The organism is Caballeronia sp. LZ029 (genome assembly GCF_031451275.1).
Lineage (GTDB): Bacteria > Pseudomonadota > Gammaproteobacteria > Burkholderiales > Burkholderiaceae > Caballeronia > Caballeronia jiangsuensis.
Window position 1 is genome coordinate 1,350,266 of record NZ_JARUXO010000004.1, and the last position, 24,761, is coordinate 1,375,026.

The following is a 24,761-nucleotide window of genomic DNA, read 5'->3' on the forward strand; positions in this document are numbered from 1 at the left end:
AAATTGGGTCGTCAAGGGCATGACAGTACCGGCAAGTCAGTCGGCTAACTGCCTTCTATCTTGGAGCAAAGCGCGCCCATGTTTGGGCAATATTCCCGGCATTGGTCGGGGCAAGTTGTTTTGGTATCGCCGCGAGCCGCCGCACAAAGAGCTGCGGCTCGCACTCGTTTGGACCGACGGGTGACGCCACTTCGATACCGTCTCGAAGATAACCGTGCTGCACGAATCACTTGGCTATCGCATGATGCGCACAATGAGCAAAGTGCATCGCTGACAGCAACGAAAGTCGAATGAATTCACGTTTCGCCCGGACTAACGAACAAGCGGTCCGCGCGGCTCCGTGAGGACGCCGTACGTTTATTTCTACATAGGCTGACAGTCGACTTTAGAATCACTCTGCGGCTCGTGCCGGAACGCTTTCTCGCAACCTGTCGTCCGCGAGTGCGAGGACCGATTCTAGCTCGGCTAAGCCAACCGGTTTCGTCAAGTGCGCATCAAAGCCTGCATCTCTGGTTCTTTGTCGGTCTTCTGCCTGCCCGAAGCCTGTTACTGCTGCAACGACAAGCGCGTCGTTGCGTGCAACTTCACGCAGGTGCCCTATAGCCTCGTAACCCGTCAACAAGGGCATCGAGAGGTCAAGTAGGACCAAGTCTGGACGAAATGAAGCTGCTATGTCTATTGCCTGTGCACCGCCATAAGCTTTCAAGGCGTTGTGACCCAGGGCTTCCAGAAGCATCTCCATGCTGTCCGCCGAGTCGCGATTGTCATCCACCACCAAAACTTTTATCGGCCCTGTGTGCGGCCGTGGAAGGGCTGCCTCAGGACTTGCGAACTTCGGGTTCTCTTTGTACGCGGGTAGCCAAACGGTGAATGCAGTCCCGCGGCCCGGCCCTGCGCTCAGGACCTCGATACGACCGCCATGCAGTTCAACAAGCGAGCGCGCCAAGGTCAGCCCGATACCGAGGCCACCCTCTTCCACGGGCGCGTCAGGATGCCTCTCCTGCGCGAACAGGTCGAACACCAGGTCCAGTGACTCGGGCGCTATCCCACAACCGTTGTCCTCGATGGAAATCGAAACCATCCAGTCCACGTGCAGCGCCTCGAGCTGAATGAGCCCGCCCGCCTGTGTATATTTGGAGGCGTTGTCTAAGAGGTTGTGAATAACCTGGACGAGCCGTGTCATGTCGCCGTTGACGATAACTGGCTCGTCTGGCATACGGACATCGAGCGTTTGGTCTTTGGCTTCTACCTTGGGCCGAACAGCTTCGACCGCGCGGTCAATGACGTCTTGGATGGCAACGGGTGCCGGCGTCACGCGAACTTTCCCCGTGGTAATCCGCCCGGCATCAAGAAGGTCGTCGACGAGTCGGGTCATGTGCGCGAGCTGCCGGTCAACGATGTCACGGGTGCGGCCGAGGATGTCTGCAGTTGGGAGCGACTGCTGTTGGAGAAGCCCGACTGCGTTGCGTATTGGGGCCAGCGGGTTCCTCAGCTCGTGCCCCAACATGGCGAGGAATTCGTTCATCCGACGGCTTGACGCCTCCAGTTCCTCCAGCCTACGTCGCTCCGTCATGTCGCGGACAACTTTAGCGAAGCCGAGCAGTTTGCCATCCCCGTCACGAATTACGGAGATGACAATGTTGGCCCAGAACAGAGAGCCATCCTTGCGTACACGCCATCCCTCCTCCGAGTACTGTCCGCTACTGAGCGCGCGACGCAGCACCTCCTCGGGTCGACCCTTCGCACGCTGGTCCGGTGTGTAAAAAACGGAGAAGTGCCGCCCGATGATTTCGTCGGCGCAGTAGCCCTTGACTCGCTGGGCGCCAGGGTTCCACGTGGTAACGATTCCAGCTTCGCTGAGCCGAAAGATGGCGTACTCGCGGACCGAATTAACGAGCAGCCTGAACGTCGCATCCTCAGTTCGCGTCCCGTTGCGGCCCCCGTCCGGATGCCAGTTCGACGAGCTGTCGACGTCGTTCATCACTTTGCCCTGTTGTTGGTTTATAAGTCAAAGTTCGCAGGGGCGAGCCGACGTCGCTCGTGGGCCGAGCCTTCTACCGGACACGGTGGCACGACTGAGACCGAAGGGTGTGGCCGTGATGAAACGATGGAAGCAATCGCCGTGCCTGGGCTTCAGTGGAAAAGGGCCTTCGCGCTGACGTGTTTTACCAGCACCCGCCCGCGCTCCACTGAAACCCGGACATCGTAGTCTACAAATGTGGCATGCGAGACTACCTGTTCCGTGCAGGCTCCGGTCTCTATATTGGTTGACTTTCTACGCACTCACCGCCGCACAATGATTGCGCAACGCCTAAAATTAAAAGCGCGCGCACTGCCTTCAGCCTGATAAGAGCTAAACATGCAGGAGCCGTCTGAAATTCCCATGGTCGAGCACGTCCAGCGCACGGGTTCGGTCGTCACGTCGAAGCTTGACTCCCGTCGCCGGCGTTCTCCCGACTACGCCGGCGAAAGTGCGGCGCTGCACGCGCTGGCCAAAGCGTTTACGGAGTCTCACAGCGCGATGTTCCAGACTTTGGCCGACACCGCGCTTGCCCTATGTCGCGCTGGCAGCGCTGGAATCAGCCTTCACGAGCACCAGCCAGGTCAGCCGGAGACTTTCCGTTGGATTGCTGTGTCGGGTCGCTGCGCTCAGCTCGTAGGGCACGTCATCCCGGCCGACGAGAGCCCCGGCGGGCTGGCGTTCCGCTTAGGCGCGCCTCAGCTCATATCTTCTCCGAAGCGGGTCTTCCCGTGCCTTTCGGTCATTGAGCCAGATATCACCGAAGAGCTCGTTGTACCGGTCCCCGGCGCCGCCGGTCCGAGAGGAGCGCTTTGGGTCCTTTCCCATGATGCCGAGATACAGTTTGACAGCGAGCATCGTCGCATCCTGACGAGCCTGGCCGACTTCGCGTTCGCGGCATTGAGGGTCGCAGACGCCAAGGCCGACGCTGAAGCGCGCGCGGAGGAAGCTGAAGCGGCCAGAAAATCGGTGCTGCAGGCTGAGGCCAACAAGGACAATTTCATCGCGACATTGGCTCATGAACTGCGTTGTCCACTTGCGCCCATCGATGCAGCGCTAGAGGCGGCGCAGAAACTCGCGGCCGGAAATCCCGCAGTGCTTTCGGCGCTCGCCCTAGCGCACCGTCAAGTTCAGCAGATGAAACGTCTCGTAAGCGACCTGCTCGATGTATCGCGCGTCCGGCACGGCAAGCTCTGCGTCAACCTCGCGTACTGCCTGCTTGGCGATATTGTCAAGGACGCCATGGCTGCCGTCGGCGAAGATGCGAGAAGGCGCAGGCAACATTTGCGCGCAACCTTGCCGGCTTCCCCCGTGACGGTGTATGCCGATTCGGCCCGGCTTACGCAGATTGTCTGCAACGTACTGTCCAATGCGGTGAAATATACGCCTCCGGGGGGCGAAATAGCCCTGCTCGTTGAGGCGCCCGCCCCAGATGCGATGGTCGGCGACGAGCAATCAAGATGGGATGCCGTCATCTCGGTGACCGACACTGGTATCGGCATCGCACCAGACCTATTGCCGCGGGTCTTCGAGTTGTACGCGCAATCGCCCTACCTCGGGACGCGTGCTGACGGTGGCTTAGGCTTAGGGCTTTCCGTCGTAAAGTATCTCGTTCAGGCGCATCACGGCACGGTGACAATTGCGAGCGACGGTGAAGGCAAAGGAACCTGCGTCACAATGCGACTGCCCATCGTCTGCAAGAGCGGCATCGGGCATTCTGCTCCAACCACTCACGGCATTCCGCCTGCTCGAATCTTGTTGGTCGATGATAATTGCGATGCGACGGAGGCGCTCTCGATGTTGCTGGCGCTTGATGGCCACGAAGTGCGGCGCACACAAAGCGGCTCCGAGGCACTGGCTATCGTTGATTCATTCACACCGGACGTCGCATTGATTGATGTTCACATGCCTGGGATGGACGGTCCGACGCTCGCCGGTCTGCTTAAGCAGCATCCCCAGTGTTCGATGACTCGACTCGTGGCCCTTACCGGAGACACTGCACCGACCGAACGCCAAGACGGAGTGTTCGACTGCTACCTCGTGAAACCGCCGGCGCTCGAGGACCTGAAACATGTGTTGCAAGTCGGGCGGCCGCCGAGACCACTGGCTGACGGTAGTTGACGGCGTTCTGCCTTTGACCACGAGCTAGCGAATTGACCGACCAGCATCGTGGCCTCCGACAGCGCCGCTAACTCTGTTCTGAGACGACCGGTGCGTCGGCAGTCAGCGGCCAACAGCGTCCCATCGGGAAAGGTCAAGGGTCGGTTGATACCGAACGAGCCGTAGTGCACACTAGCCATCTTTGAAAGAAAGCATTCGACTTCCATCTCGTCGCACCCGTCGTCCGCTTGGGGGAGCAGCCGCGAAGCAGGGTGAATTCGAGTCCTCCCTCGCGCAGGAAGTTCAGAGGGCGATTCGGTGCCTCTGACGCGCCAGATTTCGGCCGGCCACTCGTTCGGTAATGTCGCCGCTGCTTCGACGTCATGGACCACGATTCTTCCTTTCGTCTGCGGACTGCGGGCATAGTCTCTCGGCCAGCCATACTCGCCATTGCAAAGAGAATTGTGTGTCGCAGCATGCACAAACCCATCCTGAGTCCGCAAAGCACAGAACAAGCGTCGTTTCTCGCCAGTGACCTCCCGGGAATTCCCGTCCTTCGCCACCTGGTTCAACATAGCTAGCGGGCGCAACGGCCTTGCGCGCTGATGCTCAAGCACCGGCGCGATACTTGCATCGGGGTTGTGCGCGGGCTTGTGAGTCCGGCAGTGCCGCCGAGTATGCGATTGGAGCACCACATGAAAACGATAAAAATCGACAAGCTGCGGCCGACCCAGCTTACACATGGCCTACGGGAAGTCCGCGAAAAGGCTGAGACGTACCGAAAGCTCAAAGGGCACGACCTAGAGATGGCTATAGCTGAAAAGCCCGTTCCCATCGTCTACGGGCCTGGAAGCGTCCCGTACGCTATCGACCATCACCACATCGCCGCCGCCCTTTGGCGAATCAGAATCGAAAATGTGCCGGTCGTGCTTGTCAAAGACCTCTCACCCCTTAAGCGGTCAGAGTTTTGGCTCACGCTGGAAAACAATCGGTGGGCGTACCCCTATAACGCTAAGGGAGACCGAGTGTCGTTCTCTGAAATGCGCGAACACATCTGGGACCTCGAAGACGACGAGTTTCGTAGCCTGTCTGCGTTCGTTCGCGACGCCGGGGGATATGAAAAGACTTCCGTCCCGCTGGAAGAATTCCGTCGGGCCGACTTTTTCCGACGGACGTTGCCCCCGCCGGGCAGCGATGCGGATTTTCAATCGCTGGTTAAAAAAGCGATTGAGCTGGCCAAGAGCAAGGCCGCTATAGGTCTTCCCGGTTACATCGGTCCGGAAGATTAAAGCCCAGGTGGATGGACGGCGAGGCCATGCCGACGTACTTTGAAGTGGAGGAACGGATGAGTCTAATGCTTCGTATCTTTGGCGAAGGACGAGACCTCGACACCCTTCAGATGGCCGCGCGCACGGTCGCAGTGTTTCTCAGCGCGTTAGTCTTTATTCGCATCGCGGGCCGACGCTCATTCGGACAGCGTTCGCCCTTTGACTACGTAGTCGCAATCCTGCTTGGCGCTACGCTGAGCCGTATCATCGTGGGCGCCTCACCGGCGATACCCACCGCCACTGCATCGCTCGTGATTGTCCTCATACATCGGGCCCTTGCCTGGGCGTGCGTGCATTTTCCGAGGCTGGAGCGCCTAATAGCCGGGGCAGAGCGGGAGGTTTTCAAAGACGGCAAGTTCGACGATTCGCAACTGTCAGCGGCGCTCATCACGAAGACCGACGTGTTCGAGACTGCGAGACAGCAACTACATTGCACGGGACTTGACGACGTCGAGTCAGCGATTCTCGAACGCAATGGACAGGTTAGCCTTATTCGCAAGTCGAAGACCGCCAACAGCGAATAGTCGCTCCGAAGGCTGATGCGCTCGGTTTGCAACGGTCGAGCATGAAGCGACGAATTTCGGTCAGGCGGTTCCATCACGAGGTTTATCGAGAGCAACGAACGTCGGTCGACGTGCACACCGTGCACGGTGACCGTACGGTCGGAGGGTAGCCAGTCGAGCTCGCGATGACGGGCAGCCAAGCAGACGCTTGACTCCCATAGTCTGACGCCAGCTCCCTTTTGATGCTCCGCCGTTGCTCCCGGAACGAGTGGTAAGCGCTGCGCAGGCCGACCTCAGGAAATACCGAAATGAACAAGGAAACGGGAAGCGCGGGGTCGGTTCCCAAGGGAATCTTCTTTTTCTTCGACATCGTTTGATTGCGCTTCACACAATCGACGGTCGAGCGGCGACTCGTCTGAGAGCTCCGCTAAGAGAGACGTTTGCATTAGAATTACAGAAATCCACAAAGTTGTTCGGCGCAGCGTTGCTCTCAACATTAGTGCACTTAAGACTGAATGCAAACGCCGAGGGTTGCTGGAAAGGAGCTGCAGTCGGCGGCGTTGCCGGCCACGTTGCGGGGCAATCATGGCGTCGTAGGAGCCGCTGCTAGCTGCGGAATTTGGCTCAAGAAGCGACAAAGAAGGCAAAAGCAGCCAGCGCATCAACCGCGGCGAGCGCGCCGAGCAGTAGTGGCAAAGGCTGACCGATGCATCAATGGTAGCCGGTGGGAAGGAAATCCGAGGTCGACCGCGACGCATCGCCTCGCTTAGGCGCCAGGGAACATTGGCGTCCGTTCAGCAGTTCACGTCACTTGCAGTCAGCTGAAATTGGCCGCCCTGCGTTTGCCACCCGAACGCGATGACGATTTTGTCGCATCTCAAGGACCGCCGCCGCTCATCCGCAGCTACGAAGCGGCCCTTAATATCGGCCGGTGTCCAACAACCGACGCACATGGTGCAACAGCAGGTCGATTTGCACTGGCTTCTCGACGACCAGGTCCGCTAACCCTTTAGCGTCGATTCCTCGCGCGGCGGACCAAAGAATGAGCCGGACGTCGCGCAGGCGCTCGTCGGCGCGAACTCTGCGGCACACTTCAATGCCGTCAATCCCGGGCATCATGAAATCAGTGATTATGAGGTCTGGCCTGTGCGTTATGGCCGCCGATATGCCTTCTTCTCCGGTTCCTGCGCAAACGACGTTCATTCCGGCTAGCTCAAGGACCATGCCCCAAATGCTGCGGGTATCGTCCTCGTCATCAATGAGGAGGACGGTAGGAGGCCGGGTGATTGTAGACATCTCATTTCGACCAAGGAGTTGCAAACAACGCACAGTTTTCGACGATTCTCGCGCGCCCTCTTCCGTCGCCAACACGGTAAGCATCGCTACGCGCTTAAACCGGCTCAACGGTCACATTACGCCAGTCCGCCGGAAAGGAAAAGTGATGAGCACGCGGGCATTAGAAGAGGCGAGTCTTGGTGGGGCGCCTGGGAAGAGTGAATGCAATTCGGAGTTCGGAAACGTTTGCTTTTCACTGGCGGCGAAAGCTTGTAACGCTGGACCAACGCCTCGGACAACGGACTTGGATTATTGTCATTGTGGTTCGCCGTAGAAATGTTCTAAATTACTGCTGTCGAAAAGTCAGCATTACATCGATGGACAAACCCTAGACGGATATCTTCCTCTTTTGCAGGAAGCAAGCGCAATGAAGACGCGAGAGACTTGGCCAGTAGATTCGTACGATTGCGCAGGCTGGGAAGGCGAAATGGCGAGACGCATCGCTGCCTTCGAATGGAGCGATACCGAGCTGGGCCCGATTAAACGCTGGTCGCATAGCCTTCAGGCAGCAGTCAGATTCGTACTGGCGTCACCGCTGCCCTTGGTCATGCTCTGGGGCCGACGCGGCACAATGGTTTACAACGACGCGTACGCCGTGTTTGCCGGAGGTCGCCACCCCTTCCTGCTTGGTAAGCCTGTTGAAGAAGGCTGGCCGGAGGTCGCAGACTTCAACCGACACGTCGTGGATACCTGCCTTGCCGGCGGGACGTTGTCTTATAAGGACAAGGAACTCACCCTTCTGCGCAGTGGAACACCCGAGCAGGTCTGGATGGACCTGCACTACTCTCCGGTAGCCGACGACGACGGTCGGCCAGCCGGCGTCATTGCAATTGTCTTCGAGACCACGGAGAAGGTTCTCGCTGAGCAAGACAGAAAAATTGCCGAAGAGAAGCTTCTAAAGCTCACCCGGACGTTAGAAGAGCGCGTTGCCGAGGCGGTCACAGCACGAGTCCAAGCCGAGGAGCGGTTCCGCCAAGTGCAGAAGCTTGAAGCGATAGGGAATCTCACAGGCGGAGTAGCACACGATTTCAATAACGTGCTGCAGATACTATCTTCGAACCTTGAACTCATTAGACTTGCGACGCGACAGACGCCGAACCTCGAAAGCCGGTTTGGGGCAATGTCCTCGGCCATCAGCCGGGGAAGCAGACTGGCGTCGCAAATGCTTGCATTCGCCCGCCGGCAGCCGCTCAATCCAAGGACCATCAGTCCTAGAAAGCTATTGGACTCAATGTCTGACCTCATGCTGCGAGCGCTTCCTGAGTCAATAGCCCTCACCGTTACAGTGGCTGAGGACGTCCAGAATATAAACGTGGACCGAAATCAGCTTGAGAACGCGGTATTGAACCTAATCATCAATTCGAGAGACGCAATCGACAAGTCCGGACGGATAAAGGTCGATGTGCGCAACTGCACCGATGAACAGCGCCTACCGACCGATTCTGATTTGCCCTCCGGAGAGTACGTCAAGCTCTCGGTGACCGACAATGGCAAAGGCATGTCTGAGACCGTCCGAGCGCGTATGTTTGAGCCGTTCTATTCCACAAAGCCGGAGGGGCATGGGACCGGCTTGGGCCTCTCTATGGTATTTGGCTTTGTCACGCAAAGTGCTGGATTTATCGACGTCGAGACAGAGCTTGGGAAGGGAACGACCATTTCGCTGTGCTTCCCAGCATGCGACGGCGAAGAAAGCTCCGACGAGCGCGCGACACATTCCCACGCCCTCCACGGTGGAGAGACCATCCTTGTCGCAGAAGACGATTCGGCCGTGCGCCTTGCGGCAATCGATATGCTTGCGCAACTTGGCTACAAGGTCTTGTCCGCCCACGACGGCGACTCAGCGCTGGCAGTTTTGCAAAAAGGTCCGGCTATTGATTTGCTTTTTACGGACGTCGTGATGCCAGGAACCGTAAGGAGCAGCGAACTCGCAGCCATCGCAAGCGCACCGCCTCATCGCGCCGCGGTCGTCTTCGCATCTGGGTACACCCGCGACATCATCTCCCATGAGGGACGGCTCGACGATGGCGTCACCCTTCTGGCTAAACCTTATAGCCTCGATGAACTCGCCAAAGCGGTCCGCCTTGCGCTCGACTCCAGAAACTAATGAACGCCTTCGGCAAAGACGGTTCGCGGGGTTGGCGTGCAAATGACACGAACGGCCCATGAGGCCCGGCGATGAACGTCACCCAGCTTTCCTGGAGAGGATGCTCACCGCGCGTGCTCGGCATTGACGACAATAGCAGCGGCGCCGATGCACTCGCGGCGTACCTGTAGATGAGCAAGCATAAGTTGAGCGCCGTTTAGTGCGACCGCCTAGGTGTGGAAACCGGAGGTTGTTCTGCTTGATATTTCGACGTCCCTCATGGACGGATTTGCCGTCGCTGGAGCCCTCCGAAGCACCTCGCACGGCGACTGCAGTGATTGACGCTTCCGTGTCGGCAGCCTTCGCAACGACCACCTTTCTCGTCGGGAACAAGACGACTTTCGCGCGCCGGGATGAGGAGGTGATTGCCATAGTCGATATAAAAAGTGCTGGGTGTACATCTGTTAGCAAAGCACATTCCCTCGCGCGCGCACGGCCTTCAGTACGAAAGGCGAGCTATCTGATGTCCGGACCGCCGCGACTAGCTGCGCGCCGCCGTGTCCGTGCAGGAACGCCCCATGCGGCCACTGCTGGAACCCGCGCTTTCGCGCTTTCGAAGAGAACTGGAGCAGACATGGCGACGACCGATTCGACCAAACAAAACGTGAGTCCGAGCACGAAGGACACCATTGACCGCAAGCTAGACGAGTTGAAGGTGACGAAAACAGAATCTGGTAAAGATGAGACGACCAAACCCGACACCGAAGGCTCGAACTCGTCCAGCAAGAATCTTGACGAAGAGAACGACTAACTCGGGTAGTCTTCGGCGGCGCAGTCTCCCCGTTTCCTAGGAGCGTCTGTCGCCTTTTCGAAGGCACCCTCGCCCAGCATGCGCAATAGACGCACAACGCCGGTTATGTTTCAGGCTGCTGTCAGCATGGTCATTTCGTCCAACGGCCGGCATTCGCTGGCGCCCCCTTGGGGTCGGTGCCAAAGTCGGCGTGGATTGTTGAAGCGACTTATTCCTGAGGTAATCCGTCTCCCCTAAGGCTGTCTTCAGCGCAGACGCGCTAACATGACACCCTTCGTTTCTGTCAGGAGCCGGACCCATCGTGGTTGAGAATCATTCGCAGAGTTGCGTATACAGTCCAGTCGCTCGTGTGCTTCATTGGCTTATTGCCGGTCTCATCTTTGCTCAGTTCATCATCGGTTGGACGATGCCAGACGTGCATCACGATACCTTGCCGACTGGCGAGATTTCGTGGCACTTGAGCGTGGGTGCAGCGATTGTCGCCGTTATGGCGATTCGAATCATCTGGCGGATGACGCACGCGCCGGAACCAGCTGAGCTCTCGCCGCAGTTGAGGTTCGCATCAACCGTAACTCATTGGCTTCTATACGCCCTGCTGCTGGTCGTACCGCTTGCTGGATGGGCGAACGCATCCGCACGGGGTTGGATGGTGAATCTCCTTGGCGTACTTCCCTATCCGGCCCTAGCGTCGAAAGGGGCGTCCACCGGGATGGCGCTGGGCGACATTCACAGCGTGCTCGCGTGGGTGTTGCTCGCGGTGATTGTTTTGCATATCGCAGCAGCGCTGTTTCATCGCTTTGTCTTCCGTGACTCGGTGCTTAAACGCATGCTGTGACTGTGCGTCCGTAGGTGGAGCGGCAGGCGCGGCCGTTGCGCAATCGGGTTTCTCAGTTCGGGCTACCAGTCGAATGACTGGCAGCCCGATTTCACGTATGCGGTCGGGATAACCGTTGCAACAAGCAGATTTAGAAGTATTTTTATTCGCATCTGCGACTTGGGCGTCTCATATTTTTAGCGGTGAGCCGACGGCGTCATGTCATCGAACCACTGCAATGGATGATTAAATGGCTTCCGCGCAAGAGCTTCGAAAATATCGAGCAAACCTCGCCGATGAACTTCACAGTGCAGCAATCTACGAGACGCTGGCACACGTTGAGCGAGATGAATTCCGCAAGCAGGTGTTCAGTGAGCTCGCGGCGTCCGAACGCATGCACGCACGCGTCTGGGCGGACAAGCTGAGAGCCAACGGCAGAAAGCCGCCGGCCGGCTTCAACGCCAAGACATATCTGATGAAGGGCCTCGTGCATCTGCTCGGGCCGCGATTCGTCCTTCCGTCTCTCGCGGCCGCCGAGTTTGCCGACCGGAACAAGTATGCCGGCAATCCGGATACCGCGCGCATGTCGGAGGACGAGCACCAACACGCGAATGTAGTTCAGGCGTTAGCGAACGCGGGAAGGCCCGCAGCGGCTCAGGGCGCAGACATCGCTCAGGCCGAATCATGGCATCGCGGAGTTGCCTCGGGCAACGACCTGCGTGCCGCCGTACTTGGTGCCAACGACGGCCTGGTCTCGAACTTCTGCCTGATTGCGGGCGTAGCCGGCGCAGGAACCGGCAACAAAGCTATTCTGCTGACGGCGCTCGCCGGACTCATTGCCGGCGCTTGCTCGATGGCGCTCGGTGAATGGCTATCTGTGACCAACGCGCGCGAGTTGGCGCAGGCTCAAGTCTCGAAGGAAGCGAACGAGCTCGAGCATAGCCCCGATTCCGAAGAGCACGAACTCGCGCTTATCTACAAGGCTAAGGGATTGAGCGCTCAAGAAGCGAAGCGAGTCGCCGCGCAACTCATGCAGGACAAGGACAAGGCCTTGGATGCGCTTGTTCGTGAGGAGCTGGGGCTAGACCCAGCCGAGCTTGGCGGCAATCCGTGGTCAGCGGCGGGCGTCTCATTCTGCTTGTTCGCAGTTGGCGCAATCTTCCCTGCTATGCCGTTCCTTTGGTCGTCCGGGGCCCCTGCTATCGTTCAGTGCATTGGCTTCAGTGTGCTGGCCCTTGCCGCCATCGGCGTGTTCACATCGCTGTTCAATGGTCGCAGTGCGGGCTTTTCGGCGGTTCGACAAATTCTCGTTGGTCTTGTCGCTGCCGCATTCACATTCGGCGTCGGGCGGGTGCTCGGCGTCGCGACATCGTAGGACCCTCGGGCACTGCTGGCAGGCGGTGCTCCGCAGATTCGATAGCGGTTGAGCGGGCGCCGGCAAAGTGATTTGAGTAACGATTCCTTGGCCGCGTACAAGTTCGCGGCTGTTGGGCACTATGGCGCTCGTGAAGCGTTCAGCGTTGCAGCCGAGATATGTCGGTACGACGCTTGACCGCGAAGATTAAAGAAATTCCCGGATGTGCCGATATGCCTAGGACTCAGCAAACGTTTAATTCGACGAGGCCCGACATGCAACCTATTAGTAGAGAAGAAGCGCGACGCTCCTTTGAGTCTGCCGAGCAGGCCGCTGAAGCGCTCGTCGCGGCGCAGTTTGGCGTCTACGACCATACGAATCCCGCGTGTGTGAGTCTCTATTACTCAGTCTTTGATAATCTTTTGGATGAACGCCTGAAGGAGTGGAAGCTGCCGGAACTCTTGGCGTTCATCAATCCGTGACCGTGACTCAGTTCAAGCGAACAGACCAGAGACTGTGGTCGCCAGGACCCGTCTTCGCCTACCTGCATAACACTGAAACGATTAACGCCGCCTGCCGTGGCGATTGCCTTAAGCTCCAGCGAGAGGCCTTCGACGATGGAATCCAGCCATCGCCACACCCGAAGCGCTCGCCGCCTGGGCAGAGCGACTCAAGGCTCTGATAGATAGTCGGGTAGGTGCGAATCAGGAACTTCCTCATATGCGGGACTCGTATCGAGCCTCGATTGTTGTTCTAGACAGTAAAGCGGCCAGCGCGACAAGTTTGCACCCTGTCCGATGCACGATTACATGGCAACGCTGCAGAAAGTCTGGCACAAGAAACACGGAACAAACGTGTCCGAAAAGAACGACCTTCGGACGCCTGGGGCTGGTCTCGCTTGTGTAAAAACGCCCGCCGCTTTTCCATGTCTAGACGGCGAGCGTGTGCGGCTGTAGTGATTCGCCAACGTAACGTTAGGCAACCATCGAAAAACGATATATACCGTTTTTGTCGACGCGTTAGAATAAGCGCAGGCTGAACGCCGCGCGGGACCGCGGCATCCATCAAGGGGCGCACGAACCTGGAAACCGCCATGCAAAATAAGCATCTTTCGAGTGCATTCGACGCCGCCCTCATCGCACTCTCGACGCATCTTCTCGAGATGGGGGGTATCGTCGAGAGGCAAATCGAGCGCTGCCTGCAACTGATAAGTCGATACGAGCCGACGCTCGTTGCGGACATCCGCGCCAGTGAGCGCCAACTCAATGTGCTCGAGAAATCAATTGACCAAGAGATACAACACATCATCGCCCGTCGACAGCCCGCTGCCTCTGACCTACGGCTGCTGATGGCAATGTCAAAATGCGTGACGAACCTCGAGCGTGTAGGTGATGAAGCGCGAAAGATTTCCAAAGGCATGCGCCGCATATCAGAAAGCGGTGATGCGGCGACCTTCCACGCCGCCGAATTGAAGAAATGCGGCGAGTTGGCCTACTTAATTTTGCATCGTGTGCTTGACGCATTCGCACGAATGGATACGGTCAGCGCGGCGCAAATCGTACGAGACGACAAGGTCATTGACGAAGCGTTCCGCGCGTTGTCTCGAAGGCTTGCCATGCAGATGAATGCGGCGCCCAGGACCATTCCGGTCGCGCTTGAATATTTATTCATAGGCAAAGCGTTCGAGCGCATTGGAGACCACGCAAAGAACATTGCTGAATTCCTTGTGTTTATCGTCAAGGGTCGCGACGTGCGCCATATCCCCTTGGACGAGCTTGAACGCGCGGCGTTCTCAGACTGAAAACTTCGTCTCAGGTCGCCCCCAGCGGGCGAAGGGGCGTGCCTCACATCGACAGGTAGGCGGCGCTTTCTTTCGCCCTTCCGCGGCCTGCGGGAAATGCAGGGATGCGTGCACGACCAGTTTTCGATGCGGCCATCACGAGCCTGCCTAAAGGCATCACAGGTCTTCGATTTCGTCTTGGTCATCGGACGGTTCAACGAACTCGAAATTGTTCTCAACAATCTCGACCCGGATTTCTTCGGGGTCGTCCTCGATGTCGAGATTGTTCGGTGGCGTAGCGATTACGCGGAAGTCGTAGCCCAGCGCACTTGCCTCCGCCACGAATTCGCCTTCTTCGTCTTCGCGCAGAACATCATCGTCAAGCATGGAACGCTTCTCTTGATGGAAGTCTTTCTCCGTCAATACGAGGCGCTCCTCCTCTTGGGTTTCCACGTCGACGATTAGCAGTTCTGCGTTACCGGAGAGTTCAGGCATGGCGTCCTCCGCAGGTATTCGATATCTCGGATTCTACCTACCGATGAGGGTATCCGGGCCGCCCTTCGGATGTCGGCGAAGGGTTCTTCCCCTTTGTTTCCCTATACGGTTGCCGCCAAAAACCGCGTCGCGCCAGCGCGCTCCAACATCGACAAGGACGACGACCGTTCCGAGCCGGAGCCGAATCATCGGATTATGACCGGGCGGCTTCGCGATGAAGGCGGCCCGGTCTGCGAAGCACGGGCTTAGAGAAGCGGGTCGCGGCTGCCCGTAACCGGGTTCGTTCCCGTCAACGGGTCAGCGCTTCCGGTAAGCGGGTCGGAGGCGGTCGACCAATACGGCTGGCGATTGTAGTACTGATGCATAGAGGTTCCCCAGCTAACGTCAGCCATCGCTGGCCAGTGGTCCTTGTCAAAGCCTGGTTCGCTCTTGATGCGGTCGGCAGTGATGTCGACTCTGAACACCTTCTGGTCCGTATCGAGCGTCAGAGCATTCCAGGGTATCGCTCTTAGGGTGTCCCCCATGCCCAGAAAACCGCCGCTTGAAAGTACGGCGTATGCAACACGCCCGCTGCGCACATCCAGCATGATGTCTTTTATTTTCCCGACGTCCTCGCCGTCCGACGTGATGACCGTCGTGCTGTCGAGCGTGGACGCTGCCATGACATCGGGACCGGGCCCGTCACCCACGCCACTGCCTACGATGTTCGCGCCGCCTTGCGCCGCGCCGGACCCAGTCAAATTGCTTGTCGTCATGATTGTCGTCTCCTGTGAAATCGCCCGCTCTTCTCCTTCCATAAGAAGGCTGCTGGTTGCGCCGCTGCGTCGGGCGGCAAGCGGGGCAAGGGACCTATCGTGCGCGCAATGAGCATGCCGCCGCTTAGGCCTCCAGCAAAGACCGTGGGGCGCGCCTCGACATTGATGGACAATGTCTAAGACACCGAAGCAGACCGCCTGATACCGAGGGACGAAGGGAACAGAAGGATGGAATGAAAGGCATACAGCGTCGTCGTCAGAGGAGCCTTTGACCTGCATTCGCTTTTGACTTGAGTCCCTCTACGATTCGACCCTTACGCTTAGTCTTCTTCGAGGAAGCTTCTTGGCTATCGCTCGTAGTTCGTCCTCGACAGGCGATTGCTTGGACTCTCGCTTATCTCGGCAAGAGGAAGGTCCCTCACTCATATGCGGCGCAGACAGTCGCTCTTGTGACCGTGGCAACTCCTTTACAAAGCGGCTCTCCAAGCCGGAAAAACCCCTATAAATCTGCCACCGCACTTGTCCAAAAATATGTAAACTAAATACCTATTTACGCGGCTTCGAGAACGACGTTTGCGCAGGCCTGTCGTCGGCATGCAGGGGGAGCCAATGAGAAGAGCGTCGAGCCAGATTCGAGGCCTATGGGCATGTCATGCGCTCAGCCTCGATGGCGAAATCGAACACTTAGAGCGCATTCTTGCGGGTGAAGGCGCGCATTCAACATTCGCACAAACCTATTGGCGCGAACGAGTGATGCAAGCGCTGGAGACACCGGGCTTGATACCAGCGCAGCGAGACCGGCTTCGACGATTGCTCCGGCATATCGACGAACGGTCATCGTCGCAGTAGTCTTTCGCCGCGAGATGCCAATCGGACGCCCCGTTCTATGCGACTCAGCCGGCGTTCCGGGACGTCGTCAAAGCGCTACCTCGTTTTTATGCTAGGGAACGGGGATTTCGTTAGCGCGCCCGGAGAATGCCGGGCAATCGGCATACATCGATTTGAGAGTATGAAACCCGAGGCATTATCGTTGGGCGGCTTCAAACGCCAATTGCTCTCGATTTTTCGTGTCGTTCACGTTAGCGCTGACGCTCGAACCGCTATTTTGCTTAACCCAACCATGACGTTCGGACACTTGGTCAGAAGTGCGTCAACCATCATCGCGTGACGGTTAGGTTGTGGCCCCACCCGAGCAGCCCCGACGGCGTTATCACGGCGTTTGAATAGCCTGCGAACGTCTCGCCTATGAAATCGAAATCTCGGCCGAGCGTAATCTTGCCCCAAGGGCCTGTAAAACCAACGTACGCCTTACGGTTGAAGATTGAACCGTTTGAAATCAAAGACCCGTTGGAAAGCTGGAAACCATTCTCAAGCGTGAATATGGCTTTTACTCCGCCGCCCAAGTCCTCTGCGCCGGTCATACCCCACTGGGTTGGCTGGAAAATTCCATCTTGAAACTGGATTGCCCTTCCGTGACCACTGGCGTTTGAGATATTGCTAGTGTACGTGATACCGGCGTCCAGCACACCGTACAAAGACACCGAAGACTGTGCGAGTACAGACGAACACATTGCCATGCTTACAGGGACCGCCAACGCCTTGCTACTCATTTGCCACATTCTCTTGGTATTTTTCATGTCTGTTTTCTGAAAGGTAATGATGCAAAACGCGGCACGCGAAGACCCTGCCGGGCTAACCGAACCAAGGCGATGCGAACCAAGTAATCTGTACTACTGTTTATACAAACGGCTGCAGTGTCCGGAAGCTTGAGGTCCAAATGAGTGGCGCTGCGGAGCTTTTTTGCGCCGGATGCCCTCGACGCTGCGGCGTCTTCTTGCGAGTGCGGAGATGCCACGGACCGTGACATGGATAACGTGCTGAGCACGCGAGAGATGTCCGACTACACAACGCTATCTAATTCGCAATACAGACATCTCAGCTGTGCCCACTAATATGCCGCCTGAAGCGCCGCATCGAGGCGGTGTGAGTGTTTCTTCGCTGCGAGAAATGCGTAACCCGCGTTACGGAGCGTCAGATGCCAAGCTTTCGTTTCCGCCGTTTCCGTTTGATGTCTTTGCAGGTTCTTTTTGCGCCATCGCTTCGTGCTCAAATTCAGCCACAAGTTGTGCAGGTTTGCGGTTGACGAGAAGGCGGAACACATCCGGTCGAGAATAATGCCCCACTGGGTCATATGCGGCCTTTGCCATGCTCACTGCGCCTAAGTCGACGTCTGCGAAGAGCAGTCCTTCTTCCGTCTCCCCTAACGGCTCACAAAGGGGCGCCCCGTCCGGACCGTATATCATGGCGTAGCCGCCCCCCTCGGTCAGAAGCACTCGCTTGTTCTCGGTGTCGACCAGCATGTCAACCATTGCTTTTGAAACTGTCGCACACGGCGCGAGTACGTAGCATTGGCCCTCGAGCGCGTAGACCTGGCTTGCCGCGTTGTTTGCCTGCGCGCTAAGCTGGTAAGCCGCACCGCGATAAACGGAGAAGCTTGGCCATGATGCGACGTGAACCTGTTCGTTCTGTGCGTACATTGCGAACTTTGTTAGCGGCTGGATGTGCTCGGCGCAACAAAGAGCGCCGAGACGTCCAATTGAAGTGTCGTGCACTGCGAGATGACTCCCATCCCCCTCGCCGTACACGGTTCGTTCGGCGTGAGTGGGCTTGAGCTTTCGTCGAGTAGCAATCAACTGCCCGTGGTCGTCGATTATCGCCTGCGCGATATACAGCGAGCCACCAGAGCGCTCAGAAAATCCCAGTACAACGTAAATACCGTTTCTAGCAGCCGCCGACTTGATGGTCTCAAAGCGTTCATCTTCGAGCGATAAGGAATTCTCAAAGTGCCTACGCACGAATTGCATACCCCACGCTGGCGAGTCCAGCCAAATCCACCACGGATAGCCCGGAAGCCAGACCTCGGGAAACGCAATAAGCGATGCTCCTGCACGGGCCGCTTCTTCGATGAGTGCAACGGCCTTGGCAATACCTTTATCCAGGTCCAGAAACTCTGGAGCAGCCTGAACTGCGGCCACTTTATAATTCGCTTTCAGATTCTGCTTCATCATCGCCTCTCTTAACGCGCTCCGTAAACCTGCTGGATAAACATAAGACGACTCGGAGCCGTCGCGAGCCGAAGCCAGCGACAGGTTCTCTAAATATTCATCAAATCGATTTTCGAATATAGAGGCGCTCTATTGCGCTGCCCCAGATGCTCCGATGTCATGCAGATATCCTAGGTGGGCAAAAAAAACGTCTGTTGCCTGATACTGCCGCATTACTTGACTGACGCTCTCACACCGCCAATGTGCCGAAAACGATGGAGTCAGTGCTAGCACAACTTCCACTGTATTTATGTCCCCGCTATTCTTTGCTTACGGAGCGGGACGTGACGAGCGAGGGCGCTGTGGCAGATTATTCAGTAAATAGGGACCTTACATGCGGTCAAAAAGTCGACGCGTGGCTTCAGCTCCTCAGTGAGATGTTCGTGACGCTCGAATACGAGCCGAGTGATGGCTTAGCTGACCGCGAGTTGCAAGCCACGATTAGTCATCGCCCGCTGGCGGGTCTAGACACCCATCTTGTTTCCTCGACGAGGCAAACTCTTAGACGGGGGGAGCAACGGTCTCACGACAACGAAGGAGAATTCTTTCTCGTCGTGATGCAGGTTGCGGGCTCGGGTGACGTGATGCAGGACGACCGATTGGTACAATTGGCTCCCGGTGACTTCACGATGTACGACACGACCAGACCATATGTGCTGGACTTCCCGGGGGATTTTCAACAGTTCGTTATCAGGGTCCCGCGCGAGGAACTGAGAATGCAGGTCCCGCTCGCCCAGGACCTCACCGCACATAGGATGGCCGGGGCTCGTCCTATCAGTCGGCTCCTGAGCAACGTGATAGCAGAACTGCCGGCGACCATCGATGAGTGTGACGGAGAGACCCTTTCGTGTGTGGCTGAATCCGTCACCGACCTGATAGCCGCGAATCTTCGCGCTCTTAGACCTTCAGAAGCACCGGAGGCTTCCAAGAGGCAGCGGTATCACGAAGCACGAATCAAAGCCTACATTAGGGAGAACGCCCGAGACTCTGAACTGACGATTCCGAAGGTCGCCAGTGCCCTTGGGATGTCGGTGAGTGCGCTGTATCGGGCCTTCGCATCTCAGGGCGTTTCCGCGGCAGAGGCGTTATGGTATGAGAGATTGAAGATTGCCTCTATCGCCCTCAGAAATCGCGCGCTTGAGAACAAAAGCATTAAAGAGATTGCTTTCGATTCGGGCTTCTCGGATGCAGCACATTTCAGCCGAACGTTCCGTCAGCAGTATGGGGAAAGTCCGCGAGAATATCGGGCAAGCTGGAGTCATCCTTCGTCACGGCGAGGCTCGTCAAAGGTGTTGACGGCCGCCGCCGGGGTAGCTGAGGACATTTAGCGAGAACGCGAACGAGTCGAACTGTGCGCGAGGCGCCGGTGGGCGCTAGGCACCCAGAATGAAAAGGGCGAGCTACCGGACCAACAAGCGCTCTACCGACCGCCAGTCAACGCGTCTTGGCAGTTCTTCGCAACACAATATGCGCCGCTGTTCCCAAGACGATTCCCCAAAACGCGGAACCCAGGCCCAGAAAACTCATATTCGAGGCTGTTGCGATGAAGGTGATGAACGATGCTTCGCGATGAGGTTCATCCAAGACTATCCCTACGATATTCGTGGCGATTGCTCCCAAGAGAGCCAGCCCAGCTAGAACTGCCACGAAAGCGTTAGGAAGCGCGGCAAACAACATGACCACCGTTCCGGCGAATGTTCCGCCGATAAGGTAGAAGAGTCCATTGGCGATACCTGCAACGTATCGACGCTGCGGGTCACGATGCGAATCCGAGCCCGTGCATAGCGCTGCCGTAATCGCAGCGATGACAATTGTTATTCCGCCTGTGAACGCGACAAGAATCGACGCAAGGCCGGTTCCCACTAATACAGGCCGACTCGGCGTCTCATATCCGGAGACTCGCAAGATAGCGAACCCGGGCAGAAACTGTCCTGTCAGACTCACGATGACAAGTGGCACGGCCAGACTAATCATCGATTGCCAGTTCCAGGTGGGCAGCGTAAATACCGGGTGGGTCACTTGGAGGCTAACGGTGTCAAAGTGCGTCAAACCGAGCGCCATTGCGAGCAGGCAGCCGAATGCGAGCACGAGAATCAAACAGTAGCGCGCTGCCCAGCGACGAAAAACCAGATAGCTACCGAGCATGCCGAATGCGAGCCATGGATTGATGGCCACTGACTTGAACACGTTGGTGCCAAACTGGAAAAGGATTCCCGCCATCATCCCGCAGGCAATCCCTTGGGGAATGCGCTTCGTAATCTGGTCGAAGAGCCCCGAAACGCCGAGCGCAAGGATGCATGCGCCAGCGACAATGTACGCTCCAATGGCGTCGCTCACAGGCATGCCCGGAAAGAGCGTCACGAGCAACGCCGTTCCGGGCGCGGACCACGCCGTGATGATGGGTTGCTTCAGCCACCAGCTCAGCGCCAGTCCGGATATTGCCGCACCCATCGATATCGACCATACCCAGGAGGCGACCACGTCATTACCCACGTGGGCGGTGTGGGCCGCCTGGAAGAAGATTGCGAGCGGGCCGGCGTAAGAGATGATGACGGCGAGTAATCCCGCCGTAACTGCTGATACTGACCAAGCGCGCTTAGACGCGACCGAATCCAACGTCCCATTCCTGTCCTGGCACATGAAGCGGCCCGCGTCCTCAGCGAATGGACGACGGATGACGTGCAAGCGGCGTCACTTGCATGCTCATATACGGGAATAAGGGCAAGGCCGACAGGATGGTATGGAGCTCGTCATGCGACTCCACATCGAAGACGCTGTAGTTCGCGTACTCACCTACGATGCGATGCAACTGCTGCCATTTTCCCGCCCGCTGCAGCTCCTGCGAGTAGGCTTTTTCACGCGCTTTGATTTCCTCAGCCTGTGCCGCCGGCATGTCGTGCGGTAGATGTACGTCCATTTTTACGAGATACAGCATGTTTCCTCCTGTGGTGCACTCCCCCTGCACGCAGGACGGAGCGTCATGTCGATATTCTTGTTGGCGCGCGCTCAGGCGTTCTTGTCGCGACGATAGAACGCGAGCTTTTCTTCGTCGATTTGCAATCCGAGTCCCGGACCTTCCGGAATATGCAGGTCGAAGTCGCGATACTGCGGACGGGCCGTAACGATGTCGTCCTTGAGCAGCAGCGGTCCAAAAAGCTCCGTACCCCACGCCAGCTGCGGAAGCGCGCTGAAGCCGTGTGCCGAAGCAATTGACCCGATGCTACCTTCGAGCATCGTCCCGCCGTACAGCAACACCCCCGCTGCGTCGGCGACGGCAGCCGTGCGCATCATGCCGTATATGCCACCGGACTTAGCAATCTTTAGCGCGAATACATCAGCACACGCATCGCGTACGAGCTCAAGCGCATCTTCCGGACCCGTGACTCCTTCATCGGCCATGATGGGAACGGTGAAGCGCGCCGCGAGCCGGGCAAGCGCCCCCCGCTGCTCGCGCGGCGTGGGTTGTTCGATGAGGTCGATACCCGCGGCCTCCAGAGTTTCGATACCCAAGGCTGCATCGACCTCGTTCCACGCCTGATTGACGTCAACCGTCACCTTTGCTCGGTCACCGAGTGCCGCTTTGATTTTCGACACGTGCGCCACGTCATCTCGCACGCTGCGACGACCAATCTTCAGCTTGAACACGTTGTGGCGACGTTCAGCGAGAAGCGTTTCAGCTTCTTCGATGTCGCGACTCGTATCGCCGCTCGCCAGCGTCCAAAGTACCGGGAGCGTCTTGCGAACGGCGCCACCGAGCAGCGCAGAGACAGGAACACCGAGGCGCTTGCCCTGTGCGTCCAACAGCGCCGTTTCTAAGCCCGATTTGGCGATTCGATTTCCACGCGCTACCTTGTTAAGCTTGAGCATGGCCGCGTTGACGTTCCTTGCATCCTGCCCAACCAGCGCCGGCGCAAGGTATGTGTCGATGGTCAGCTTGATACCTTCGGGGCTTTCCTCGCCGTAAGACAAGCCACCGATGGTCGTGGCTTCGCCGATGCCCTCGATGCCGTCGCTCGAACGCAGGCGAATGATAACCATGGTTTGTTGCTGCATCGTCGCCATGGACAGCTGATGCGCGCGAATGGTCGGAAGGTCGACCAGAATCGCTTCGACGGATGTGATTTGGACGTTCATACTTGGGATGGCAAAGTGGGTGAGTTGCCGAAGTATTGCGCGGGCAATAATCTGCTGTCCAAGACCATCGACGTCTAGTGCCATACTCTCGAGGTATGAGAGGCCTACCGCCCTTTGTCGGCGCGTGGCACGTAGGGAATCCGCTCCTCCTCATACAGGCGATAAATCAGCTCCAGCATCTCCGCAATGTCGGGCGACTCGTCCATTGCCCGCTTACTCATAATGATTGGCGAAACAAGGGTCGGGTCATCCAGCTCTTTATAGCTCACATCGTCGCGCTTCAGACCATATACGCTGCTTGGGACCACTGAAATCCCTTCGCCGGCCGCGACAAGACCCAAGGCAATCTGCAACTCGCGTACTTCATAGATGCGATGAGGCGTGAGCGCGCGGTCCTGGAACGCAGAGAGCACTTGGTCCGCGTAGCTAGGCCTGGGCGTCTTAGGGAAAATAATGAGTGTTTCATGAACCAAGTCTCGCAGCGTAAGCACGGGCTTCGAAACCGAGAGCGGATGACCATCGGGAAGCGCGACAATCATCTTCTCTTCGCGGAGAATGACTCGATGGATGTTGGCATCCTCGTGGCGAATGCGGCCGAAGCCTACGTCGATGCGACCGTCCTTGAGTGCGCGAATCTGGTCCATCGTCGACATCTCGTGAAGGCTCAGTTCAACTGTCTTGTTCTCGTCGCGAAACCGCCGGATGATTTTCGGCAACATCCCGTAGAGCGTCGAGCCGACGAAACCCACCGACAGGCTCCGCTCAATATTGCCAACTCGCCTTGTCATGGATTCCAGCTCGCTCGTTTGGGCTATTAGCTGAACGGCGTGCGAGTAGAAGAACTTCCCCGTCTCGGTTAGTTTAAGCGGCCGGGAGTTGCGCTCGAACAGTTGCACACCCAGCGTTTCTTCAAGTTGCTGTATTTGTCGGCTCAACGGCGGCTGCGCGATATGGAGTCGCTGCGCTGCTCGCGTGAAATTGCGCTCCTCGGCGACGGCCACGAAGTAGCGAAGATGCCGCAACTCCATCTCAATACCTCCTCGATATAGCCCGATACTAAATCAGTCTTGGACTGGGCTCTTTAACGCCACTATTCTCCGATTCATGCTTTGTTTCAGCCCGCATTATACCTTCGGAGCATATCGGAAGCGGGGCAAAACAAGGGTTAACCCCCACAGAATATAGAGAGAGTTAGGAGCAGACATGAGCGTCAAAGTGTTCGAATCGAAGGAAGTACAAGACCTCCTCAAAGCAGCCGCGAACCTCGGGAGCAATGATGGCAACGAGCGGGCTAAGCAGATTACTCACCGTTTGCTGAGCGACCTATTCAAGGCCATTGACGACCTCGACATGACACCCGATGAGATTTGGGCTGGCGTAAATTACTTCAACAAGCTTGGTCAAGACGGTGAGGCTGCGCTTCTCGCGGCTGGTCTCGGCCTTGAAAAGTATCTCGACATCCGCATGGATGCAGCAGACCGGGAAGCCGAAATTCATGGCGGCACCCCGCGCACTATCGAAGGTCCGCTGTATGTTGCAGGCGCCCCGGTCCGTGATGGCGTCTCCAAGATTGACCTGAACGCCGACGAAGACGCGGGCCCGCTCATCATCCGTGGCACGGTCACTGGGCCCGACGGCAAGCCCGTCGCAGACGCGGTGGTTGAGTGCTGGCACGCGAACTCGAAGGGCTTCTACTCGCACTTCGACCCGACCGGCGCGCAAGACGACTTCAATCTTCGCGGCGCGGTGAAAACCGGCGCCGACGGCAAGTACGAGTTCCGCACGCTCATGCCTGTGGGCTACGGCTGCCCGCCGCACGGTGCCACGCAGCAACTGCTCAACACGATTGCTCGCCATGGCAACCGTCCGGCGCACGTGCACTTTTTCGTGACCAGCGAAACGACCCGCAAGCTCACGACGCAAATCAACATCGAGGGCGACCCGCTCATTTGGGATGACTTCGCTTACGCGACTCGTGAAGAACTCGTGCCGCATGTGGTCGAGAAGACCGGCGGCGCAGCGCTCGGCCTCAAGGCCGACGCGTACAAAGAAATTGAGTTCAACATCGAGTTGACTCCGCTGGTTCAAGGCAAGGACAACCAGCTGGTTAATCGCCCCCGCGTATCAGCGACGGCGTAATTGCTC

The 24,761-nt window shown here is 57.6% G+C and carries 21 protein-coding genes; 11 read left to right on the forward strand and 10 right to left on the reverse strand.

Going from position 1 to position 24,761, the window contains the following annotated elements; translation table 11 throughout:
* Window positions 1-391: 391 nt before the first annotated feature.
* Entirely contained in the window at window positions 392-1,981 is a 1,590-nt protein-coding gene (locus tag QCE73_RS32205; protein WP_309885067.1) for an ATP-binding protein, read from the reverse strand.
* Between the two features lie 378 nt (window positions 1,982-2,359).
* On the opposite strand from QCE73_RS32205, the gene QCE73_RS32210 reads away from it, so the two are divergent.
* The 3 genes from QCE73_RS32210 (at window position 2,360) to QCE73_RS32220 (ending at window position 5,972) form a co-directional block, all read left to right on the forward strand.
* Window positions 2,360-4,141, forward strand: coding sequence for a hybrid sensor histidine kinase/response regulator (locus QCE73_RS32210; RefSeq protein ID WP_051627279.1), 1,782 nt, complete (start codon window positions 2,360-2,362; stop codon window positions 4,139-4,141).
* A 674-nt stretch (window positions 4,142-4,815) separates the two neighbouring features.
* A complete protein-coding gene (locus tag QCE73_RS32215) occupies window positions 4,816-5,409 on the forward strand; it encodes a ParB/Srx family N-terminal domain-containing protein (RefSeq protein WP_309885068.1) in 594 nt (197 codons plus the stop codon).
* Window positions 5,410-5,465: 56 nt separating this feature from the next.
* Window positions 5,466-5,972: a YetF domain-containing protein gene (locus tag QCE73_RS32220; protein ID WP_309885297.1), complete on the forward strand. Its 507-nt coding sequence runs from the start codon at window positions 5,466-5,468 to the stop codon at window positions 5,970-5,972.
* A gap of 897 nt (window positions 5,973-6,869) precedes the next feature.
* Here QCE73_RS32220 and QCE73_RS32230 read toward each other — a convergent pair.
* The gene (locus tag QCE73_RS32230; protein ID WP_062255550.1) at window positions 6,870-7,247 is read right to left on the reverse strand and encodes a PleD family two-component system response regulator; all 378 of its coding nucleotides are present in this window, start codon (window positions 7,245-7,247) and stop codon (window positions 6,870-6,872) included.
* Between the two features lie 466 nt (window positions 7,248-7,713).
* Between QCE73_RS32230 and QCE73_RS32235 the strand changes: the two genes are divergently transcribed.
* The 6 genes from QCE73_RS32235 (at window position 7,714) to phoU (ending at window position 14,149) form a co-directional block, all read left to right on the forward strand.
* Window positions 7,714-9,390, forward strand: a complete 1,677-nt coding sequence (locus tag QCE73_RS32235) for an ATP-binding protein (protein WP_309885069.1) — start codon at window positions 7,714-7,716, stop codon at window positions 9,388-9,390.
* 313 nt (window positions 9,391-9,703) lie between these two features.
* Window positions 9,704-10,180, forward strand: a complete 477-nt coding sequence (locus QCE73_RS32240) for a hypothetical protein (RefSeq protein WP_145944660.1) — start codon at window positions 9,704-9,706, stop codon at window positions 10,178-10,180.
* 301 nt (window positions 10,181-10,481) lie between these two features.
* Window positions 10,482-11,015, forward strand: a complete 534-nt coding sequence (locus QCE73_RS32245) for a cytochrome b (protein ID WP_309885071.1) — start codon at window positions 10,482-10,484, stop codon at window positions 11,013-11,015.
* A 229-nt stretch (window positions 11,016-11,244) separates the two neighbouring features.
* Entirely contained in the window at window positions 11,245-12,369 is a 1,125-nt protein-coding gene (locus QCE73_RS32250) for a VIT1/CCC1 transporter family protein (RefSeq protein ID WP_309885072.1), read from the forward strand.
* Window positions 12,370-12,623: 254 nt separating this feature from the next.
* Entirely contained in the window at window positions 12,624-12,830 is a 207-nt protein-coding gene (locus QCE73_RS32255; RefSeq protein WP_029672624.1) for a hypothetical protein, read from the forward strand.
* A gap of 611 nt (window positions 12,831-13,441) precedes the next feature.
* Window positions 13,442-14,149 carry a phosphate signaling complex protein PhoU gene (gene phoU, locus QCE73_RS32260; RefSeq protein WP_029672547.1) on the forward strand — a complete coding sequence of 236 codons (708 nt, stop codon included), beginning with the start codon at window positions 13,442-13,444 and terminating at the stop codon, window positions 14,147-14,149.
* Between the two features lie 156 nt (window positions 14,150-14,305).
* Here phoU and QCE73_RS32265 read toward each other — a convergent pair whose 3' ends face one another.
* The 4 genes from QCE73_RS32265 to QCE73_RS32280 all read right to left on the reverse strand — a co-directional run bounded on the left by QCE73_RS32265 (window position 14,306) and on the right by QCE73_RS32280 (window position 18,443).
* Complete coding sequence (locus QCE73_RS32265; RefSeq protein ID WP_029672548.1) at window positions 14,306-14,623, reverse strand: hypothetical protein; 318 nt, start codon at window positions 14,621-14,623, stop codon at window positions 14,306-14,308.
* A 245-nt stretch (window positions 14,624-14,868) separates the two neighbouring features.
* Window positions 14,869-15,378 carry a PRC-barrel domain-containing protein gene (locus QCE73_RS32270; protein ID WP_081818362.1) on the reverse strand — a complete coding sequence of 170 codons (510 nt, stop codon included), beginning with the start codon at window positions 15,376-15,378 and terminating at the stop codon, window positions 14,869-14,871.
* 1,157 nt (window positions 15,379-16,535) lie between these two features.
* Entirely contained in the window at window positions 16,536-17,015 is a 480-nt protein-coding gene (locus tag QCE73_RS32275) for a porin (protein WP_309885073.1), read from the reverse strand.
* A 384-nt stretch (window positions 17,016-17,399) separates the two neighbouring features.
* Window positions 17,400-18,443 carry a carbon-nitrogen hydrolase family protein gene (locus QCE73_RS32280; RefSeq protein ID WP_309885298.1) on the reverse strand — a complete coding sequence of 348 codons (1,044 nt, stop codon included), beginning with the start codon at window positions 18,441-18,443 and terminating at the stop codon, window positions 17,400-17,402.
* 323 nt (window positions 18,444-18,766) lie between these two features.
* On the opposite strand from QCE73_RS32280, the gene QCE73_RS32285 reads away from it, so the two are divergent.
* On the forward strand, window positions 18,767-19,810 hold the full coding sequence (locus tag QCE73_RS32285; protein WP_309885074.1) for a helix-turn-helix domain-containing protein: 1,044 nt from the start codon (window positions 18,767-18,769) through the stop codon (window positions 19,808-19,810).
* A gap of 106 nt (window positions 19,811-19,916) precedes the next feature.
* Here QCE73_RS32285 and QCE73_RS32290 read toward each other — a convergent pair whose 3' ends face one another.
* The 4 genes from QCE73_RS32290 to QCE73_RS32305 form a co-directional block, all read right to left on the reverse strand.
* Window positions 19,917-21,122 carry a benzoate/H(+) symporter BenE family transporter gene (locus QCE73_RS32290; RefSeq protein WP_404989845.1) on the reverse strand — a complete coding sequence of 402 codons (1,206 nt, stop codon included), beginning with the start codon at window positions 21,120-21,122 and terminating at the stop codon, window positions 19,917-19,919.
* Window positions 21,123-21,138: 16 nt separating this feature from the next.
* A complete protein-coding gene (gene catC, locus QCE73_RS32295; RefSeq protein ID WP_035509151.1) occupies window positions 21,139-21,417 on the reverse strand; it encodes a muconolactone Delta-isomerase in 279 nt (92 codons plus the stop codon).
* Between the two features lie 71 nt (window positions 21,418-21,488).
* Window positions 21,489-22,616 (reverse strand): muconate/chloromuconate family cycloisomerase, encoded by a 1,128-nt coding sequence (locus QCE73_RS32300; RefSeq protein WP_309885299.1) that lies wholly within the window; start codon window positions 22,614-22,616, stop codon window positions 21,489-21,491.
* A 104-nt stretch (window positions 22,617-22,720) separates the two neighbouring features.
* Window positions 22,721-23,644, reverse strand: coding sequence for a LysR family transcriptional regulator (locus QCE73_RS32305; protein ID WP_035509063.1), 924 nt, complete (start codon window positions 23,642-23,644; stop codon window positions 22,721-22,723).
* A gap of 175 nt (window positions 23,645-23,819) precedes the next feature.
* Between QCE73_RS32305 and catA the strand changes: the two genes are divergently transcribed.
* Window positions 23,820-24,755 (forward strand): catechol 1,2-dioxygenase, encoded by a 936-nt coding sequence (catA, locus tag QCE73_RS32310; RefSeq protein WP_035509065.1) that lies wholly within the window; start codon window positions 23,820-23,822, stop codon window positions 24,753-24,755.
* The last annotated feature ends 6 nt before the right edge of the window (window positions 24,756-24,761 follow it).

What these genes read in the sequence shown, in the direction of transcription:
- QCE73_RS32205 (WP_309885067.1), bottom strand. Translation starts at nt 1,981, where the DNA reads ATGAACGACGTCGACAGCTCGTCGAACTGGCATCCGGACGGGGGCCGC.
- QCE73_RS32210 (WP_051627279.1), top strand. Translation starts at nt 2,360, where the DNA reads ATGCAGGAGCCGTCTGAAATTCCCATGGTCGAGCACGTCCAGCGCACG.
- QCE73_RS32215 (WP_309885068.1), top strand. Translation starts at nt 4,816, where the DNA reads ATGAAAACGATAAAAATCGACAAGCTGCGGCCGACCCAGCTTACACAT.
- QCE73_RS32220 (WP_309885297.1), top strand. Translation starts at nt 5,466, where the DNA reads ATGAGTCTAATGCTTCGTATCTTTGGCGAAGGACGAGACCTCGACACC.
- QCE73_RS32230 (WP_062255550.1), bottom strand. Translation starts at nt 7,247, where the DNA reads ATGTCTACAATCACCCGGCCTCCTACCGTCCTCCTCATTGATGACGAG.
- QCE73_RS32235 (WP_309885069.1), top strand. Translation starts at nt 7,714, where the DNA reads ATGGCGAGACGCATCGCTGCCTTCGAATGGAGCGATACCGAGCTGGGC.
- QCE73_RS32250 (WP_309885072.1), top strand. Translation starts at nt 11,245, where the DNA reads ATGGCTTCCGCGCAAGAGCTTCGAAAATATCGAGCAAACCTCGCCGAT.
- QCE73_RS32255 (WP_029672624.1), top strand. Translation starts at nt 12,624, where the DNA reads ATGCAACCTATTAGTAGAGAAGAAGCGCGACGCTCCTTTGAGTCTGCC.
- phoU (WP_029672547.1), top strand. Translation starts at nt 13,442, where the DNA reads ATGCAAAATAAGCATCTTTCGAGTGCATTCGACGCCGCCCTCATCGCA.
- QCE73_RS32265 (WP_029672548.1), bottom strand. Translation starts at nt 14,623, where the DNA reads ATGCCTGAACTCTCCGGTAACGCAGAACTGCTAATCGTCGACGTGGAA.
- QCE73_RS32270 (WP_081818362.1), bottom strand. Translation starts at nt 15,378, where the DNA reads ATGACGACAAGCAATTTGACTGGGTCCGGCGCGGCGCAAGGCGGCGCG.
- QCE73_RS32275 (WP_309885073.1), bottom strand. Translation starts at nt 17,015, where the DNA reads ATGAAAAATACCAAGAGAATGTGGCAAATGAGTAGCAAGGCGTTGGCG.
- QCE73_RS32280 (WP_309885298.1), bottom strand. Translation starts at nt 18,443, where the DNA reads ATGAAGCAGAATCTGAAAGCGAATTATAAAGTGGCCGCAGTTCAGGCT.
- QCE73_RS32290 (WP_404989845.1), bottom strand. Translation starts at nt 21,122, where the DNA reads ATGTGCCAGGACAGGAATGGGACGTTGGATTCGGTCGCGTCTAAGCGC.
- catC (WP_035509151.1), bottom strand. Translation starts at nt 21,417, where the DNA reads ATGCTGTATCTCGTAAAAATGGACGTACATCTACCGCACGACATGCCG.
- QCE73_RS32300 (WP_309885299.1), bottom strand. Translation starts at nt 22,616, where the DNA reads ATGAACGTCCAAATCACATCCGTCGAAGCGATTCTGGTCGACCTTCCG.
- QCE73_RS32305 (WP_035509063.1), bottom strand. Translation starts at nt 23,644, where the DNA reads ATGGAGTTGCGGCATCTTCGCTACTTCGTGGCCGTCGCCGAGGAGCGC.
- catA (WP_035509065.1), top strand. Translation starts at nt 23,820, where the DNA reads ATGAGCGTCAAAGTGTTCGAATCGAAGGAAGTACAAGACCTCCTCAAA.